The organism is Schnuerera sp. xch1, assembly GCF_019931165.1.
Taxonomy (GTDB): Bacteria; Bacillota; Clostridia; order Tissierellales; family Tepidimicrobiaceae; genus JAIOUP01.
This window is the reverse complement of sequence record NZ_JAIOUP010000018.1, coordinates 24,785-44,137: the sequence shown is the minus strand read 5'-3', so window position 1 is coordinate 44,137 and position 19,353 is coordinate 24,785. Positions and strand designations below refer to the sequence as shown.

The 19,353-nt window shown below is 30.1% G+C and carries 12 protein-coding genes and 2 CRISPR repeat arrays; of the genes, 11 read left to right on the top strand and 1 reads right to left on the bottom strand.

The features are described 5' to 3' along the window. Window positions 1-45: 45 nt before the first annotated feature. Window positions 46-885: a CRISPR direct-repeat array (repeat unit 30 nt; unit sequence ATATCTAGACTACCTATAAGGAATTGAAAC). 352 nt (window positions 886-1,237) lie between these two features. The 10 genes from csx20 (at window position 1,238) to K8M07_RS11045 (ending at window position 15,997) form a co-directional block, all read left to right on the top strand. Continuing rightward, a complete protein-coding gene (gene csx20, locus K8M07_RS11090; RefSeq protein ID WP_223378871.1) occupies window positions 1,238-2,947 on the top strand; it encodes a CRISPR-associated protein Csx20 in 1,710 nt (569 codons plus the stop codon). An 8-nt stretch (window positions 2,948-2,955) separates the two neighbouring features. Further along, window positions 2,956-4,278, top strand: a complete 1,323-nt coding sequence (locus K8M07_RS11085) for a hypothetical protein (protein WP_223378869.1) — start codon at window positions 2,956-2,958, stop codon at window positions 4,276-4,278. 14 nt (window positions 4,279-4,292) lie between these two features. Then, a complete protein-coding gene (locus K8M07_RS11080; protein WP_223378867.1) occupies window positions 4,293-5,828 on the top strand; it encodes a hypothetical protein in 1,536 nt (511 codons plus the stop codon). Continuing rightward, on the top strand, window positions 5,821-6,483 hold the full coding sequence (locus tag K8M07_RS11075; protein ID WP_223378865.1) for an RAMP superfamily CRISPR-associated protein: 663 nt from the start codon (window positions 5,821-5,823) through the stop codon (window positions 6,481-6,483). The genes K8M07_RS11080 and K8M07_RS11075 overlap by 8 nt, the downstream gene beginning before the upstream one ends. Further along, on the top strand, window positions 6,476-8,047 hold the full coding sequence (locus tag K8M07_RS11070; RefSeq protein ID WP_223378863.1) for an RAMP superfamily CRISPR-associated protein: 1,572 nt from the start codon (window positions 6,476-6,478) through the stop codon (window positions 8,045-8,047). Before K8M07_RS11075 ends, K8M07_RS11070 begins: the two co-directional genes overlap by 8 nt. Beyond that, complete coding sequence (locus K8M07_RS11065) at window positions 8,047-9,327, top strand: RAMP superfamily CRISPR-associated protein (RefSeq protein ID WP_223378861.1); 1,281 nt, start codon at window positions 8,047-8,049, stop codon at window positions 9,325-9,327. The genes K8M07_RS11070 and K8M07_RS11065 overlap by 1 nt, the downstream gene beginning before the upstream one ends. Continuing rightward, window positions 9,311-9,772 carry a hypothetical protein gene (locus K8M07_RS11060; protein ID WP_223378859.1) on the top strand — a complete coding sequence of 154 codons (462 nt, stop codon included), beginning with the start codon at window positions 9,311-9,313 and terminating at the stop codon, window positions 9,770-9,772. Before K8M07_RS11065 ends, K8M07_RS11060 begins: the two co-directional genes overlap by 17 nt. Next, on the top strand, window positions 9,773-11,887 hold the full coding sequence (locus K8M07_RS11055) for a TIGR03986 family CRISPR-associated RAMP protein (RefSeq protein ID WP_223378857.1): 2,115 nt from the start codon (window positions 9,773-9,775) through the stop codon (window positions 11,885-11,887). A gap of 198 nt (window positions 11,888-12,085) precedes the next feature. Next, a CRISPR array of direct repeats spans window positions 12,086-12,451; the repeat unit is 30 nt; unit sequence GTTATTAGATTACCTATAAGGAATTGAAAT. Between the two features lie 64 nt (window positions 12,452-12,515). After that, window positions 12,516-13,400 (top strand): phosphotransferase, encoded by an 885-nt coding sequence (locus K8M07_RS11050; RefSeq protein WP_223378855.1) that lies wholly within the window; start codon window positions 12,516-12,518, stop codon window positions 13,398-13,400. A 218-nt stretch (window positions 13,401-13,618) separates the two neighbouring features. Continuing rightward, window positions 13,619-15,997, top strand: a complete 2,379-nt coding sequence (locus tag K8M07_RS11045) for a BsuPI-related putative proteinase inhibitor (RefSeq protein ID WP_223378853.1) — start codon at window positions 13,619-13,621, stop codon at window positions 15,995-15,997. A 483-nt stretch (window positions 15,998-16,480) separates the two neighbouring features. Here the strand turns inward: K8M07_RS11045 and K8M07_RS11040 are convergent, their stop codons facing one another. Continuing rightward, window positions 16,481-16,885, bottom strand: a complete 405-nt coding sequence (locus K8M07_RS11040; RefSeq protein WP_223378852.1) for an OsmC family protein — start codon at window positions 16,883-16,885, stop codon at window positions 16,481-16,483. A 132-nt stretch (window positions 16,886-17,017) separates the two neighbouring features. Between K8M07_RS11040 and K8M07_RS11035 the strand changes: the two genes are divergently transcribed. Then, a complete protein-coding gene (locus K8M07_RS11035) occupies window positions 17,018-19,351 on the top strand; it encodes an ATP-dependent DNA helicase (RefSeq protein WP_223378850.1) in 2,334 nt (777 codons plus the stop codon). Window positions 19,352-19,353: the final 2 nt, after the last annotated feature.

Sequence of the window (19,353 nt, the reverse complement as noted above, 5' to 3'; positions counted from 1 at the left end):
ATTGAAACTCGTCTCCTAATTCCTCTAAGGCTGTCATGCCGACATATATCTAGACTACCTATAAGGAATTGAAACTCAATATATCCATATCATAGGTATCCGAAATACATAAATATCTAGACTACCTATAAGGAATTGAAACTCGGTCGGTAGTTTGCGTTGCTTGCTTCTAGTATTACAATATCTAGACTACCTATAAGGAATTGAAACGTGACTATAACTAATACAGTAGCGGAATAACAATAAAATATCTAGACTACCTATAAGGAATTGAAACATACTTAGGCTAATCAACTGACTTGCTTTGGTTTTGATATCTAGACTACCTATAAGGAATTGAAACTATATAGTATAACCATCTTCGCCGTACAAATTGTAAAATATCTAGACTACCTATAAGGAATTGAAACCTGGATACACTTTCTCACCTCCTAATATTCAATTAAAATATCTAGACTACCTATAAGGAATTGAAACTTTGCAGTCCTTAGCCTACATTTAAATTTATTTTCCCTCATATCTAGACTACCTATAAGGAATTGAAACTTTCTATTACATACTCTGTTAAGTTTTTATTATGCTTAATATCTAGACTACCTATAAGGAATTGAAACCTAGACCTAGCACATCAAGAGGGTTTGGTTTCAATGGATATCTAGACTACCTATAAGGAATTGAAACTTTATACATCCGCGCCAGTGGCATCTACCCATTTTGTGATATCTAGACTACCTATAAGGAATTGAAACCGGAATCATGAGAAACACTACATCCGAAGAAGTTAGCAGATATCTAGACTACCTATAAGGAATTGAAACTTATCAAGTCCTGCTAATTTAATATATTTTTCAACCGATATCTAGACTACCTATAAGGAATTGGAACATGCCAATTATTTTCATCATGCGTTCGTTTGCTTCGTTACCAATAGCTATTTTTTATGATTTTGACTTATAATTGTGAATCATATCTAATCTTTATGACCCAAATACAATAGAATACTCCTATAGAACAAGCATGAAAATAGAATTATCTAAATAAATTAGCATGTTTCTTTGTGTTTTGAAAAATTAGAGGTGTAATACGAGAGATGAGAATTATATCAATATTTAGAATGCCTTCAGATGATATTGATATTTAAAAAAAGGGTGTAGTTTTATAACTTGCTCTAAAAATAAGTTAGAGTACGATTATTGTATTTTTCGAGAGTGTACTTATAAAGAGGAGGGGGATTAGATTGAGTAAAAAGATTATTAGTTTTTTAGGTAATGGTAATTATAAAAAAACAAAATATGGATTTACTGATCAAAATGGAATGAAAAAGGTAGTTGAGACCAGTTTTATTCAGGAAGCTATTTCTTCATTAGTTGGGAAGGATGCTGAATTATATATCGGGTTGACTGGTGGAGAAAAAGGGTCTAGAAAGACAAATTGGGAAAGTGGAAACAAAGAGATTATAGACTGGAATACATGTGAAAAGAAAACGGTATACCAAGCAGGGCTTAAGGAAATTCTAGATAATAGAAGGATAAAATACAGAGATTTTGAATTAAGGGCTGGAGCAAATGAAGAAGAAATATGGGAAAATTTTGACATTGTTTTTAATCTTTTAGATTACGAAGATGAGGTATATATTGACATAACTCATTCCTTTAGATCATTACCAATCATTATTATGTCCATAATAAATTATGCTAAGTTTATAAAAAATATATCCATAGAAGGAATATACTATGGCGCCTTTGACGCTAAAGATAAGGATGGAATAGCTCCTATTTTTGACTTATCATTATTTAATGCCATTTCAGATTGGACCATAGGTGCAGAAAAATTTATCAATTCAGGTGATGCAAGATTATTAGTTTCACATGTAAAGAAAGCAATTGATAATTATAAAAGTATAATAAGAAGAAGTGATGAAGAAGCAGATTCTTTAAGAAGTATAAATAAAGCACTAGAAAATTTTGTTGGAGGGGTATATACAGTAAGAGGTCATATGATATCGGAGTATGGCTGTAAACTTAAGGATGAATTAGATAATTTTAGAGTGGTAAATATTAATGAATTAAAACCATTTGGAGAAATATTAGACAAAATATATGATAAGGTTTATTTTTACTCAGGGAATATACTAAAGGACATTCATTATACTGTAAAGTTATGTAATGATTTAAATTTAGTTCAGCAGGCGTATACTTTTATACAAGAGAATATAGTTAACTTCATATGTTTATCAAGCAATATACCTTTAAATGATGCCAATGTGAGAATTCATATATCAGGACTTATTATGTCAAAATATGATAATTATTTTAAAGGTTCACCTTATGTTGAAAAACTAGTAATACGAAAGGAAATTGACTGCCTTTTAACCAAAGATTTAACGTATTTATATAAAGAAATTGGAGATTTAAGAAATGACCTCAACCATGCAGGTTTTAGAAGAAATGCTAGTAAACCTGATAAATTTAAAAAGAAATTAGATAAGTTTATTCAAAGATTTGAAAAAGTAATAGATATGGACACTTTAACTTTGAAAAAATCAAATACTGATTATAAACCTAGCTCTAAAATGATATTGATCTTCTCACATAAATTAACAGATAAACAAATACAAGATGCAAAGGAAAACTTAAATATTCAAGAGTTCATATACCTTCCAGATAATCTACAAAATGAATGGAGTTCTATTCCCCCTTATGTAGATAATCTTAATTCTATATTGGATGATATTAAGGATTGGATTGATAATATTAGTCAAGAAGATGATTATGTCCTTGTTCAAGGTGAGTATGGTGCTATCTATAAAATGGTAGAATACTGCAAAGAGATAGGATTAAAGCCCATTTATTCAACAACTAAGAGGCAAGTGAAAGAAGTAATAAGAGACGATGGGAAAATTGAAATTACTCATGTATTCGACCATGTTAGATTCAGAAGATATTAGGTGTCAAAATGAAGTTTAATAGTGATAAGCTTGCACAAGCAAGAAGTGATAATGAAAAGATATTAGAGTTTCTTCAAAATAGGGACAAGGATTTCTTTAAATATATTGATGAGTTTGCTAATAAGAAGGAAAATAAAAAAGTAAGTGATAAATCATATGACTTAGTTATTTATACCATTGGGTTCTCGCCATATACCACAATTCTCAGTTTATCAGTATTACAGCCTAAGGGAAGAATAGTGTTTATATTCACAAAAGAGAGTTTAAGCTTTAAAAAAATATTTATGGAGTATCTGAAAATCGCTGAAATTAAATCTGAGGTAATATTTAGAGAAACCAATTCTAATAGTGATACAGCAGAAGTTTTCAATATTATTTCTGAAGAAGTAAAACAATATCCTTTTAAAAAACTAGCAGTAGATATTACAGGTGGGAAAAAACCTACTATTGCAGCAGGATATCTTGCTGCATCGCTATATAACGATTTACATAACATAGATATACTATATTTAGACTTTCTCGAATATGAAGATGACAGGCCTAAATATGGTACAGAATATTTAAGTATACTATTAAATCCAAATGATATATTTAACACTATAGAGCGAAGAGCCCTAGAAGAGATGTATTTATCTAAAAATTTCAAAGGGGCTAGAAGATTATCTAATGAGATTAGGAAAAGGCTAAAAAGATCAGCCAAAAAATTGTCTCAATATAAAATAGATAATCAATTAGATGAAATAGAAAGAATATATTACTTTTCTAAACTATATGAGCTTAGAAATGATTTCAATTATAAGGACATTGTAATTCAGGAGAAATATTTAAATGCAGATGAAGTTCATGGAATAAAGATGGTATCAAATTTTTTAGAAAGAATAAACAGTTTAGGAAATGTGAGCTCTCAAATTAATGATAAAAGAATATATGAAGAATTTAAAGGAACTGATGAAATATTATATATGGCTTTAGAGAGGTATAATGGAGCATTAATTATGAGATATGTAGATCTTCAGAGCTATATAATACGTTTGCTTAGTGCAATAGAGCTTGCAGGAATAATGTTGACCAAAGGAGTAAAGAGAAAAACTATTGATAAAATTAATAAAATAGAAGATGAAAAACTTAAGAAAGATTTACATGGTCTAAGGAGATATAGAAATAGTTTGAACCTGAATCATGGATTTAAACCAACAGTTGCACCAGAGCAAAGATATGAAGTAGCTGTACTAAAATATATAGCTTTAGCATTTGATAAGAGAGAAGAAGAAATTAAAAGGATCATTATGGACAAGTTAAGATATCGAAACTATGAAGAAATAGATTTTTAAAGGAGGGGTTAAAAATGACAACTTTAGTTTTATGGGAGGTATCTAGAAAGCAAAATTATATTTTCTCAAGCAATAGATTGAAGGAGAGCATAGGAGGGTCCATAATAGTAGAGAAGGTTGTTGAAAAACTACCTATAGATGTAAACTCAGAGTATAGTAAAAACGTAGTATACAATGGTGGAGGAAGTAGCCTGTATAGATTTGACACCGATGAAGAGGCAAGGGAGTTTATTAAGGCTATAAGCGAAAGAATATTGAGGGATTATCCTGGAGTAGAGGTATTTATGGTAATGGTTAATTACGATAATAATAGGGATAAGATTATTGATGTAATAGGAAAAGCTTATAGGAAGCTAGGAGTAAAGAAGAATAGAAGATTAAATAGTGGGGAACAGCTATCTTTTGGAATAGAAAGGCTCTGTGATTCAACAGGACTTCCGGCAACTACTATAGAGAAAGACTTAGAAAATGATGAAGCAAGATTTGTTAGCGAAGATATAGCAGTTAAGCTTTACCATTGCAATGATCGTAATGAGAAATTTAGCAAACTTATACTTAATAAGGAAATGACAAAAGCGTTTAGAGATGTGGCTAAAGATGAAAAAAATTATATGGCGGTAGTTCATATTGATGGCAATGGAATGGGCCAAAAATTTGATGCTTTAAGAAAGGAATTTACATATAAAGAAGGAGAATATGAAAAAACAAATGATGCCTATATAAAAGCCTTGAAAAAATTTAGTGACAACATAAAATCTGCCTATGAAGAGGCTTTTATTGCTATGAGTAAGGCTGTATGTAAAAATAAGGACAAGTTAAAAGATGATACGAATATAGGCAAAGATATATTTCCTATAATACCAATTATTGTAGCAGGTGATGATATTACTTATGTAACTAATGGGAAGGTAGGTATAGAGACAGCAAGAGTATTTTTAGAACATTTATATGAGAATAAAATAGAAATACATAATGAGAAAACGGTAAGATTGAACGCTTGTGCAGGAGTTGCAATAGTAAGGACAAGCTATCCTTTTATTAAGGCATATGAACTTGCAGAAGATCTATGTGAAAATGGAAAGAGAAAACTTAGAGAGGAATACCCAAATGATGATTATTCTCTTATTGATTGGCATGTGGAGCAAGGAGATTTGCTAGGAACAATTAGAGAAATAAGAGATAAAAATTATAAGACTATAGATGATAATAAAGATCTTTTTATGAGACCTTTATATTTAAACAATGAGGATAAAAAGATATGGAGAACCTATAGCAATTTTAAAGAAGCTTATAATAACTTAACTAATCGAAAAATAAATAATAAGAAAATAGCAAGAAACAAAATAAAGGAACTTCGTGAAATCCTAAAGAAAGGTGAAGCAGAAACAGAGTTATTCTTAAAATTGAACAACATATCTAATTATTTCAGTAGATTCAAAAACACAGATGGAGATTATTGCTTTACTAAAGATGGGTGTATGTACTATGATGCAATTGAGATTATGGATTTATATATAGAGCTAGCTGGAGAGGAGGGGGAAAATGAATAATTATGTGGTGGTTGTAAGATTGCTTACAGAGGCTATATTTGGCAGTGGATATTCAATTCCTGGTTCCGTAGATTTAGAAATAGTATGTGATGAGTATGGGTTCCCATATATGAAAGCCAAAACTTTTAAAGGGAATTTAAGGGAAGAAGTAGAAAAAACTATTCAAGTACTAGGAGAAGAATATAAACCAATTATATGTGAATTATTAGGTGAAGAAAACCAAGGAGATAATATGTGGCGAAACCTTAAGTTTTCTGATTGTAGATTAAGAGAAGGAACAAGAAAAGTTTTGGAATATGCTGTAAATAGTGGAGAGATTCATCCTTGGGAGATAAAAGGTGCATTAACTGATATAAGAAAGTTCACTAGTATTGATGAAAATGGCTCTGCTGCTAAAGGTACCTTAAGGCAAATAAGGGTTATAAAAAGAGGGTTAGAGTTTGAAGTACAAATAAGTTGTGAACGGGAATTAAGAGAAGAAGAGTTAGGACTTTTAGCTATAGGATTAAAATCCTTAAGGCATATAGGGAGTATGAGAACTAGAGGGAAAGGTGAAGTGGAATGTACTCTTCATATATTGGAAGACAATGAATATAAGGACATAACAGATTATTATGTTGACAGGTTTTTAAAAGGGGTGAATTTTGGTGAATAGTTACATAGTTTATGATATTGAAGCTTGTGAGAATTTAAAATTTGCTAAGTCTAATATGCAATCTGATTCGGAAGAAACTATGGAATATATCCCAGGAACTGCAATTAGAGGAGCTTATATATATAAATACATAATTCAGAAAGGAATAAAGAATATCAACGAAGGCATCCATAGGGATAAGCTGTTGAATGGCAAGATAAAGTTTTTAAATGCATATCCCAAATATAAAGATAAGAGAAGTATTCCTTTACCAAAATCCTATTTTGCTCCTAAGGAAAAAATCAAAGCTTACAATACGAGTTTGAAAATGAAGTCAGGTTTAGACATAAAGCTGGATTCAGGTTATGAAAAGGTTAGAACCTGTGAATTTGTCGCATTTATAGATGGAGAATACTATAAGACAGATGTAGAGAAAACATCTAATCTCCATATCAATAAGATGAGAGGTAAAAAAAACAATAAACTATTTAGATATGAATTTATCAAGAAGGGACAATTATTTCAAGGGATAATAAAGGTAGAAGATGATTCATACTTAGAAGAGATTGAAGAACTATTTAAAGATGAAATTGTCTATTTGGGAGGATCAAAGGGTAGTGGATATGGTAAATGTAAGATAAAAGGGTTTAAGGTTTTTGAAGAAAACCCTGAATATGAGGGTTTTAAAACAAATAAAGAATTTGGAGAATACATATATCTATTAGCTTTATCGGATATTATCTTTAGAAATGAAGTAGGAGAATACAAAACATTTATTGATGAAAAATACATTGCTAAAGAATTAGAGTTAGATAGTGTTGAGTTTGTTGATAGCTGTATAGAGGTTAAAAGTATAACAAATTTTAATAATAAGTGGAAATGCTCTACTCCTATTATAAAAAGTATTAAAGCAGGTTCTGTTTTCAAGTATAAGATTTCTGGGAATATAGACAAAGAAATTTTTAATAGTTTTCTAAACAAAGGAATTGGAGAAAGAAGGTTAGATGGATTTGGTAGATTCATTATTTTGAATTCAATAGAAGATACATATTTAAGAGAGAATAAAGGATTAAATAGTAATTTAAATCTAGATAAAGAGTCTATTGATCTCTTTAAAAAAGAAAAAGAACAAGTTAACAATATAATAAATTTGATTTACGAAAAAAGGTTAGAAAATGATATAAGCTTGAGAGTATTAGAGTTAGATGAGAAATTAAGAAATACAGAAAGGATGAGCAAAAGTCAATGGGGTAACTTCAAGGATTTGTTTACTTCATTAATCTATGAAGAACCTAAGGCTGGCATAAATAAGTACAATAAATATGTAGAAAATATTAATAGCAAAAGAAGCACTTCTTTTACTCAGATTAACCAAGTATGGTATGAGAATAAGAAATTAATTGATTTCTTTAACGATTTTATAGAGAATAGTATGAACTTGGATTTACAGAATAGAAATACTAGGGTAAAAAGGGTGAAATTGAAGGGATTGGAGTCTAGTACAGATAGAGAATTTCTATATAAATATAATATGAGAATTTTAGTTGAATTATGTAGATTTCAGATTAGAAAGGGGGAATGGTAATGCAGTATATTTCAATAATAAAAGCTGAAATAGAAAGTACATCTCCTTTATTTATCAGTGATGGTGAAGACATTTTACTAGATGAAGAAAGTGGCATGGCGTATATACCTGCTACTACAATAGCAGGTTCGTTTAGGGGATATCTAGATTTTATAGGGGAAGAGTCGGACGTTTTATTTGGAAGTTCAGGGGAAAAATCAATAAAAAGTAGTGTTTATATTAGCGATAGCTATAGCAAAAATGAAGGATTCGAGATAAGAAATGGAATCAAGATAGAAGGGATAACAGGTAGTAGTGAAGACGGGAGTAAGATTGAACGATTCTATTTAAAAAAAGCTATTAGATTTACTCTAAATTTTGAAATTGAAGGTCAAGATAAAGACATTGAGACCAAGCGACATCTATTATATAAATGTTTACAAGGTTTGAATAATTCTTTTATTAGATTAGGCGGGAACAAAAGCAACGGCCTAGGGATATTTAAGGTTAATAGAGTAAAGGAAATTAATTTCAATAATAGAAAGCAGTGGGTAGATTATATAAAGAAAGATTATTCAAATATACAAGACATAACAGATAGAGTATTAAATGAAAACAAAAATGATAAGTTCGTAGAGTTTACACTGAATGGAGTGTTAACTACTCCAATATTAGTAGGTGCTCCTGAAACCTTTGATCCAGAGGATGTAGACAAAAGAAGTTTGAAGTCAGGAGATAATTATATTATTCCAGGAAGTAGTTTTAAAGGTGTTTTAAGATCTCGTATAGAATGTATTGGTAACTATTTTAATAGTATACGCTTAGCAAAAGAGATTTTTGGAGATTTGAGCAAAGAGAATATGTTAAGTAGAGTATTTGTTAATGAATCAATTATAAATATTGAAAATTTCGACCAGATAGATTACAACAGGATAAAAGTGGACAAGTTTACTGGAGGGGTTAGAAAAACTGGGCTAATGGATGATGGACCAGTTCAAGGCGCTGTTGAGTTTAAAGTAATATATAAAACACAAAATGATGAAGAGAAGGATTCCTATGCCATAGGTATTATTGCGTTAGCATTAAGAGATTTAGGAACAGAAAATTTAAGTCTTGGTGGAGGTTATAGCATAGGAAGAGGAAGATATAAAGGTCATAGCATGATTATTACAATAGGTGATGAAAAAATAAAAGTAGATTTTAGAAATAAGACTGTAACTAATGAAGAAAAGCTTGATGACTATATTAAATCGGTAAAGACTTTTAGATATGAGGAGGGGGAAAATGAAGAAAAAATATAAACTTAAGGTATTAAACAAAGAAAATATTTTAGAATTGCTAGGATATGAAATTCCAGATAAGTTTACACTAGATAAGTTATTAAAAAGGGAAACCCTCATAGATATAGGGCTAGAAGAGACTATAATTTATAATTATGATTCTGTTGTATCAGATAGAATAGAAAATGTTGAAATAGATATAGAAAATATAATTGAAGCTAGATTTTTTAACAAAGAAAAAGAGATTAGAATTTTTAGAGATGAAAAAGAGATTGATGGTACTATATTTATAGAAAAAAGCGATTCACCATATATTGAGAGAACTGTCCTTTTGTCTTCTTTATATCAAAAACAAAGCTGTGCTTATAAATTAGACTTAAAAAAGTATATTGATTATGATGAAGACAATCAAGCATATATAAGATATACAAAACCTTCAAAACTATATTTCAAGGAGGGGAAATAGATGAAGCCGTTAGAATTAGATAATAAGAATTTAGGAAAATATAGTGTTGCCCCTTATAATTTCGTAAGTTTGCCTAAGTTCACCATATCTAGATATAAGAACGTTCATGAACTTCCGGCTCATAAGAGTTTTAAGAATATAGATGGAGACGATTTGTTAAGCGGTTATATAGAATATACACTAAAAGCAGAAACCCCAATAATAGTCTGTAAAGGGGAAGATGAAGGTACTAATAAAAAATTCTTTAGGAATGCAAGTGGAAATTATGCAATTCCAGGAAGCACTATTAGAGGCATGGTAAGAACTAATTCTCAGATTCTCAGCTTTAGTAATATTATAGGCGAGAAAGATGAAAATGGCAAGTTTCAAAGTAGTGAAATAGAAAACTCTAGATTCCTATATAGAGATATAGCAAGTAACAATGTATTGACAAAGCAATATAAAAGAGTATTAGGTATTAAAGGCAGAGACGGTATTGCAAGGAATTTGAAAGTAGGCTACATAAAAAGGGAAGGTAATAGATACTATATTTATCCATCAATAGATATGAAAATGGAGAATCCTTATTTTAAAATAAGTGAAATAAGGCTTAGGAAAATAGCTAAAAATGTAAAAGGTATTAAATATATGTATAATGAAAATTTAATTAAAAAAGAAAATGAAATTAAAAAATTGAATAAGTTTAAGAAAAGGAGTGAAAGAGATAGACTAGTAAACAAGTATAGAAATGACAATTTTAAACCATACCAAATAGAGATAACTTTTGATTATGATGATAAAAAACGAATAACAAGGATAGGAGAGTTGGGGGAATATAACAATAAAGGATATCTACTGACTAGTAATCATATCAATGGGAAAATGAGTCATTATGTTATACCAGAAGAGGACAAAAATATTCCGAAGCTAGAGGTACCAGAAAATTCAATAGAAGCTTATATAGATGATTTAATTGCAACAAAAAAGGCAGATAATTATAATGGAGATATTGTGGTAAAACCTGAGTATATATTCTATGGGTTACCTGAAGAAAAAGAAAAAAAACCTATATTTTATATTGTATTAGGAGATAAATTGCACTTTGGTTTTACGCCTTATTTAAGAATAATGTATGAAAAATCCATATTAGACGGAATACCAGAGCATTATAATGACACAAATGGAATAAGTTATACAGAAAGTATATTTGGATTTATTAATAAAACCATTGAAAGTAGCAGTGGAAGGGATAGATATAGCTACAAATCTAGAGTTAGCTTTGAGGATGCGGAAGCTGTAGGGAATGCTATCATAGATAGTGAAAGTATTATAGAGATGTTATTAGCAGAACCTAAACCTACAAGTTTTAATCTGTATTTAGAACAGGATCTAAGGCATGATGCGAAAAATTTAGAAATTTATGAAGATGACTTTACTATAAGAGGATTTAAGCAGTATTGGTTAAAAGATTATGTAGAAGATCCAGATGTTAAAAAGGGCAATATGACATCTAAAATTTTTCCATTGAAAGAAGGAACTATTTTTAATGGAAGGATATACTTTAATAACCTAGAAGATGATGAATTAGGATTATTGTTGTGGGCACTAAGATTAAATGATAATTCATATCAAAATATAGGACTAGCTAAGCCTTATGGATTTGGAAGAGTAAAAGTAGAAGAACTTCAATTATATATAGAAGATATAGATAAAAAATATAGCAGTTTTTGTTTTGACTATATGTTAAAAGAAGATGAAAATAGATTTATAGACATCTTTAAAGAAAGATTTTCTAAAGAGTATTTAAATGGGAACGAAATAGATACTCAGAAACCTATAAAAGAATTATTAGAGATTAAATCAAGAATAGTAAAAAGGGAAGATGCAAATTATTACAGATATATGGACCTTAATGAGTTTAAGGAAATGAAAGTTCTTCCTGACATATTGAGTTACGATAAAGTTGTTAGAACTCTCGGAAAGACTCACAAAAATAAAGAACAGAATTTCAAAAAATATAGAAATAATAAAAATATAAGAGCAAAGGTTAATAATAGAAAACAAAGCAACAACAAAAAAAGAAAAACTTTTGGAGTTAGTATCGATCTTTCAGATTGGGACAAGAAAAACAAATAAGGAAAATGACATATTCATGTTATCATCGACCCCCAATAGTGTAAAAACCTCTGGGGGTCGACGACATTTAATTATTTGAATGAAATGCGTTAATGGTGAGGGTTAAAAGAAAAAGACAAGAAAAGAAAAGCCTAGAAACCAAGCATCTTATTGTTTGACAAATATTTAAAAACGTAGTAATATCAATGCATAAGATGGGTTATTAGATTACCTATAAGGAATTGAAATTAGAGAACGCCGGAGTAATGGGTGTACCTATCCCAAAGGTTATTAGATTACCTATAAGGAATTGAAATCGAAAACAAGATTGCTATGATAGATTCCTGCTTCTATGTTATTAGATTACCTATAAGGAATTGAAATAGAATAAGAGAAGCTGAACTATGGGGGAATATTGGCAGTTATTAGATTACCTATAAGGAATTGAAATTAGCTAAACGTGTCAGGCTTTCCTGTTTGAACTGCTAGTTATTAGATTACCTATAAGGAATTGAAACGTGTGGGAAATAGAAGGAGAGCTAGCAAAAAGGTTCTGTTATTAAACTATCTATAAGGAATTAAAACTAATATTTATGAATATGTGATCTATTTTTATTTGATGTTTTTCCAAATGTAAAGGAGAGTGGAAATGAATTTGCTGAAACAATTTCCTGATAATATGCAACAATTCTTAATAGAATCATATGGAAATCCCGTATATGTTAATAAGCTTAGCGGAATAAAAGCTGACGGTGGATGTTACCGTATTGCTTTTTCAAGTTTCTCTGTAATAGTAAAACAGATGGTAAAACCACAGGAATACTTATTTTATGTTAAATGTAGACAATTTTTACAGAAATTTTGTAAGAATATTCCGGTCTTATACTGGTCTTGTAATGATGAAAACAGTTATTGGATTGTGATTGAAGATATACCTTATGCTCTTCCAAGGGAAAGGTGGCAGGCTGATGAACAGGTGCTTGAAGCATTGTTTCATTTTCATAGTGAAGCGTGGGAGAAAAGATTGCCTATCGAAAATTTTTACATACCCAAATGGGATAATGAATTAACAGAAGCTGTTTTAGAATTATTCCCTGATAAAATGAGAAATCAAGTACAGTCTCTGTTATTTGAAGTTCAAGAAGAATCGCAGCAATTATTTATACCATATTGCTGGATAAATGCTGATACAAACCCGACAAATTGGGGCATTAGAAAGGACGGTTCAGTAGTTCTTTTTGACTGGGAAAGAATAAGTTGTAGTTCACCGGCAATAGACCTTTCCATAACTATGCCTGGATTAGGTACAATGGATGATTCTTTAGAATTGTTAATTGCTAAGAAATATTTAAAAATGTGGGCAAAGGCATCACTTGATTTTCCATTTTCAGAACAGAAGTTATTGCGACAAATAAAACTAGCTAAGCTTTGGAGTGTAGTTGAATTTTTGAATAATAATTGGGCTACACTGGATTATAGTACTCATCAAAAACTATTAACTGAATTAACAGATAAGCTATATGAGGCATATTAAACAAAAGTTCATATTGGATTGTTATTAGCAAGATTTGGACAAGAACAAGAAAGATCAAAGCAGTTAAGGTGAAAATAAGAGATGCTGGTCCTTTAATTTATTGATCTGTAACCTTTATTTAACTATATTGTAACTAAACCACGCCAAAAAATGGATATACTAATAATATAGATAGTCTTATAGAGTTGTTATAACGAATAAAGAAGGGGTGTGGTTATATGAGAAGCAAATTTTTTAGAAAAATAGCTATTGTAGGAGTCTTATCTATGGCATTAATAATTCCATCATTTGTACACGGCACAGATGTACAACCTATTTCAGCTAAAGATAAAAATGATATTCCTGCAAGCTATAAATTTGATAATCAGGCTAATAAATTGAAGCAAAAATTTGAGACCATAGGAAGTTATAAGATAGAAGATGATACAGTAATATTCGACTTTGAATTAGTAAATGATCATTCTGAAGCAAAGGAGCTTAAATTTGGTTCGGGTCAACAGTTTGAAGTGATTATAACTAATGAAGAAGCTGAAGAAGTATATAGATATTCTGATGATAAGTTTTTTACACAAGCATTAGTATTTAAAACAATTAATCCAGGAGAATCTTTAAAATGGCATGATGAATGGGACATGACCAATAAGGATGGAGAAAAATTAACGTCAGGTAAATATAAGGCTGAAATCAAAATCATGGCTATATCAGAAGAGAACGATGAAAAAATTGATGAAAATCAATTAGTATCCGTAATAGATTTTAATCTAATGGAAATAGATCACAGGGAAATAAAACAAATAGCGAAACAATTTATACCAGATGATGCTGAGTTCAGTATTCCTAAGAACTTGGAACAGAGCGATGATATTTTACAAATTGATTTAGACAATGATGGCATTGATGAAATTGCGGTTTTTTATAAAGGAAAGAGCAATACTGGGATTCTTTTACTGGAACAGGAAGGACTCGGATGGAAGTTAAAAGATCAAATTATTGGCTATGGAAATACTTTAGATGATGTTGAATTCTATGATTTAAATGGTGATAAACAAGAGGAAATACTTATTGGTGGATCGAATAATAATCGTGATAATAAACTAATTGTATATGAATTTGACGGAGAAAAATATGAGGAACTTACTAGACTGGATTATGCTTATTTTTCAGTAGGGGACTTGGAAGGTGATGGTACTTTAGAGATAGCATCAATAGTAAAAACTAATAAACAAAAGCCTTCAGTGAAACTACAAGTATATACTTTGACTGACAATACTTATGAAAAAGAGTATGAAACAGAATTCCAATATGCAGGATATCCAAATAAAGTTGCTATTGGAGCAGCAAGTAATAATCGACAAGGAATATTTGTGGATATAGGAGTGGGTGCGCATTCAGCAGTGACAGAGATACTTATTAAAGAAAATGGGGAATATAAAAACATACTAGATTATAATAGTGAATCTAATTTTCCACAAACCTTTAAACCTTATCCTCTTTACAGTGAGGATATAAATAACGATGGTATTATAGAAGTTGGCATACAGTATGCTCCTCCTGAAACAGACCACTTGCCTATGGCAGGTATTCCATGGATAAACAGCTGGTATCAATGGGATGGAAAAGAAGGGTTAACACAGGTAATGGAAGAATACTCTAATTATAGTGAAGGTTATCAATTCATCATTCCAAATAATTGGCATGGTAAATATACAATTGATAGAAAAAGAGATGAGAATTTTGGAGTAGAGTCTGTTAGTTTTATATATTTGGGTGAAAAGGATGAGAAAGCTGAGTTATTAGTATTGCACCACATACCAAAGGAGAACTGGTTGGATAAACAACAGGAATTTGAAGATAATAATCAATCCTATGTTTTATTAGGTGAAAATGATAAAAATATGTTGGCAGTTGAATTTATAAAAAATAACAATCTTTCCGATGATAATCTTGAAAAGTATGAGAAAATGCTTATAGATGAGGAAAGTATAAGAAATAGGTTTGTTGAGATTGGAAATAATGCAGGAATAATCAATGATGCCAACGAATACGAATTAACACAAGAAGGTATTATAAAACCTGAATTTGCTGAAGAAATCATTAAAGAGACTGCAGATAAAGTGATTCATGCTATTAAGGATAAGGATTCAGAAACAATATCAGATTTTGTTTATCCTGGTAAAGGAGTAAGGTTTACCCCTTATACACATGTTTCATTAGATAGTGATGTTGTCTTTAACAAAGAAGAGATGAAGAATTTTTTCAAAGACAAAGATACTTATCTATGGGGATATTATGATGGTAAAGGTGATGAAATTAGATTAACTCCAAGTAAATACTATGAGGAATTTATATACACCGAAGATTTTATTAATGCTGAGAAGGTTGGATATAATGAAGTATTAAGTAGTGGAAATATGATTGAAAATCAATTTGAAGTTTATGAAAATCCTATTGTAGTAGAATATTACTTCTCAGGATTTAACCCTGATTATGCAGGTGATTATGCAGGTATGGATTGGAAAAGTATTCGACTAGTATTTGAACAATATGAAGATAGTTGGAAATTAGTAGGTATTATAAATAATCAATGGACGATATAATAAGATATTAGAAGTTTATAGTAACATAAAAGGGCTACAGATAAATATAATTTATTTGTAGCCCTTTTTTAAGATGCACTTAATATATAATAATACAGAAGTAGCTAGTAAATTAGCAAAACAACTTTCGATATTGTATAAGGAGTAATATAATAAGAGGTTAAAAAGATATAAGAAATTCTCTTTTCTAACAGGAATTAAAATAAGATTCAAATAGAAAAAAGAATTTTTATGTCAAATATGATTTTGCCTTCTGGCCTTTTTATAACGATGGTATACCGTGGCTCTTATAAAAAAGTCAAAGATATTTTGAAAAGATGATGAATTATATAAAGGAGAATGGATATACATTTAATGGAATACCAATGAGAATCTATTGTTTAGATATACATGGTACATCTAAAGAGAAAGGGTTTATAACAGAGATTCAAATTCCAATAAAGAACTAAAAAGCAACATTTGTTGCCTTTTAGTCTTCAATGATTATATCATAGGTAACCGATGTGGCTTTTTAAGCATTGCAGTAACACCGCAATATCTTTCTTGAGAAAGATGTACGGCTTTTTCTATTTTTTTTCTAGGTAAATCTTTTCCTTTAAATTTATAGAATAAATGGATATTTTCATAAACCTTTGGATGTTCCTCAGTATTGTTAGCTTCTACTTGTATTTTAAAGTCTTCTAGCTCCACTTTCATCTTTTTTAATATGGACATTATATCAATACCGGTGCAACCAATTAAACCTGCTAAAAGTAGTTTTTTAGGGCGAGGGCCTAGATTATTACCACCAATTTTTTCTGAAGCATCGGTAATAAAATTGTGACCATCCAAATCCATTTCAAATCCCATATTTCCTTTCAGACTAGCTTCAATTTTAGTTTTTTTCATTTAGACGACTCCTTTCTTAAAGACTTATAACTATAATACCCTAAAATATAAAGTTCAACAATTAGTTGTATATGGAAGTTCACAACTATATATTATATAATATAATCACCAATAAAATTAAAGGATGATTTCATGTCTAGACATATAAGGGTATCCATAAGAAATTTAATTGAGTTTATTTTGCGTTCAGGAGATATAGATAGTAGGTTTATGAGTAGTGCTAGAGCTGTTGAAGGTACAAGGGCTCATCAAAAGATACAAAGATCATATGGCAAAGAGTATCAAGCAGAAGTAAGATTGAAACATGAATTGGACTATGAAGATTTTACCATAGAAGTAGAAGGTAGGGCTGATGGTATTTTAAATATAGATGGGAATATAATCATTGATGAAATCAAAAGCACTACAAAACCTTTAGATGAAATTGAAAAGGATTATAATAAATTTCACTGGTCTCAAGGAAAATGCTATGGATACATATATGCAAAGGACAATCATATAGACGAATTAGAAGTACAACTAACCTATTTCAATATCGAAACTGAGGAGATGAAGAAATTTGTCCGTAAATACACCTTTGAAGAATTGGAGAAATTTTTCTTTTCCTTAATTGAAGAATATATGGAATGGGCTAATTTAACTTATTATTGGGGAATAGTTAGAGATGAATCGATTAAAGAATTGGCCTTTCCATTTAAAAATTATAGAAAAGGGCAAAGGAAACTAGCGGTGTCAGTCTATCAAACTATATTGGACAAGAAAAATTTATTTGCACAAGCCCCTACAGGTATAGGCAAGACTATATCGACTATATTTCCTGCAATTAAAGCTATAGGAGAAGGAATTACTTCTAAAATATTTTATTTAACAGCTAAGACTATTACTAGAGAGGCTGCATTAAATGCAGTTGATATTATGGCAGCTAAGGGTCTTAGGCTTAAATCAATAGTGATTACTGCTAAGGATAAGATATGTATAAATGAAGAGGTAAAGTGCAACCCTGAAGACTGTTCCTATGCTAAAGGTCATTATGATAGAGTAAATACTGCAATAATGGATGTATTAAACAATGAAGATTTAATAACAAGGGATATTGTATTAAAGTATGCTAAAAGCCACAATGTATGTCCTTTTGAGTTTTCTTTGGATTTAAGTCTATGGAGCGATGCAATAATTTGTGATTACAATTATGTTTTTGATCCAAGTGTATACTTGAGAAGATTTTTTGAAAGAAGCGGTAATGATTATGTTTTCTTAATAGATGAAGCTCATAATTTAGTAGACCGTTCTAGAGATATGTATTCTGTTGAAATTAATAAAGCTCCTTTTTTAAAGTATAAGAAATTATTAAAGGATAGCTATCCTAAGCTGTCTAAAAGTTTTAATAGATGCAATAATATGGTTAACAAAGTCAAAAGAGAATACTTGAAGAATAATTTTTATTATCAGAAAGAGGAGATAGCAGATATTTATCCTCCTATAAGAAAACTCATTAAAGACTTGGAAAAATGGCTTTTAAAAGAGAAAGCTAATGAATACTATGAAGAATTGATAGAACTATACTTTGACTTATTCAGGTTTATCAATATATCTGAACTCTATGATGAAAGATATGTTACCTATATTGAAAAGTTGGACAATGATATAGTTATAAAGCTGTATTGTGTAGATACTTCCTATCTATTGAGGCAGGCTTTAAAAAGAGGAAAAGCTGCAATATTTTTTTCAGCCACCTTGGCGCCTTTAGATTATTATAGGGATACACTAGGAGGAGATGAAGATGATTATATTATTAGTTTCTCATCGCCTTTTCCAACAGATAATCTGTGTCTTTTAATAGGGGATAATATATCTACTAAATATAAGGATAGGGATAAAACTTATTTAAATGTAGTAGAATATATTGAAGAATTTGTTTCACAGAAAAATGGAAATTATCTTGTGTTTTTTCCATCTTATGTATATATGGAAAATGTATATGTTCATTTTACTGAGAGAAATCCAACTGCTAATACAATTATTCAGCAAGGATTAATGAAGGAAAATGAGCGAGAAGATTTTTTGGTTGAGTTTAAGCCCAATCAACAGGAATCCATGATAGCTTTTGCTGTATTAGGAGGAATATTTTCTGAAGGGATAGACCTAATAGGGAATAAATTAATCGGTGCTGTTATAGTAGGAGTAGGATTACCTAAGATTTGTTTTCAGCGAGATATAATAAGAGAATATTTTAATCCCGAAAATGGATTAGGATTTGAATATGCTTACATGTATCCTGGAATGAACAAAGTATTGCAAGCGGCAGGTAGGGTTATTAGGAGTGAAAAGGATCGAGGAGCTATACTACTTATAGATGAAAGGTTTGCAACTAATAAATATAGAAGACTTTTTCCAAGAGAATGGATGCATTATAAGAGGGTTCGCAATTCTAAATCGATAGGATTGTGTTTAAATCGATTTTGGTGAAA

What these genes read in the sequence shown, in the direction of transcription:
- K8M07_RS11085 (WP_223378869.1), top strand. Translation starts at nt 2,956, where the DNA reads ATGAAGTTTAATAGTGATAAGCTTGCACAAGCAAGAAGTGATAATGAA.
- K8M07_RS11080 (WP_223378867.1), top strand. Translation starts at nt 4,293, where the DNA reads ATGACAACTTTAGTTTTATGGGAGGTATCTAGAAAGCAAAATTATATT.
- K8M07_RS11075 (WP_223378865.1), top strand. Translation starts at nt 5,821, where the DNA reads ATGAATAATTATGTGGTGGTTGTAAGATTGCTTACAGAGGCTATATTT.
- K8M07_RS11065 (WP_223378861.1), top strand. Translation starts at nt 8,047, where the DNA reads ATGCAGTATATTTCAATAATAAAAGCTGAAATAGAAAGTACATCTCCT.
- K8M07_RS11060 (WP_223378859.1), top strand. Translation starts at nt 9,311, where the DNA reads ATGAAGAAAAAATATAAACTTAAGGTATTAAACAAAGAAAATATTTTA.
- K8M07_RS11055 (WP_223378857.1), top strand. Translation starts at nt 9,773, where the DNA reads ATGAAGCCGTTAGAATTAGATAATAAGAATTTAGGAAAATATAGTGTT.
- K8M07_RS11050 (WP_223378855.1), top strand. Translation starts at nt 12,516, where the DNA reads ATGAATTTGCTGAAACAATTTCCTGATAATATGCAACAATTCTTAATA.
- K8M07_RS11045 (WP_223378853.1), top strand. Translation starts at nt 13,619, where the DNA reads ATGAGAAGCAAATTTTTTAGAAAAATAGCTATTGTAGGAGTCTTATCT.
- K8M07_RS11040 (WP_223378852.1), bottom strand. Translation starts at nt 16,885, where the DNA reads ATGAAAAAAACTAAAATTGAAGCTAGTCTGAAAGGAAATATGGGATTT.
- K8M07_RS11035 (WP_223378850.1), top strand. Translation starts at nt 17,018, where the DNA reads ATGTCTAGACATATAAGGGTATCCATAAGAAATTTAATTGAGTTTATT.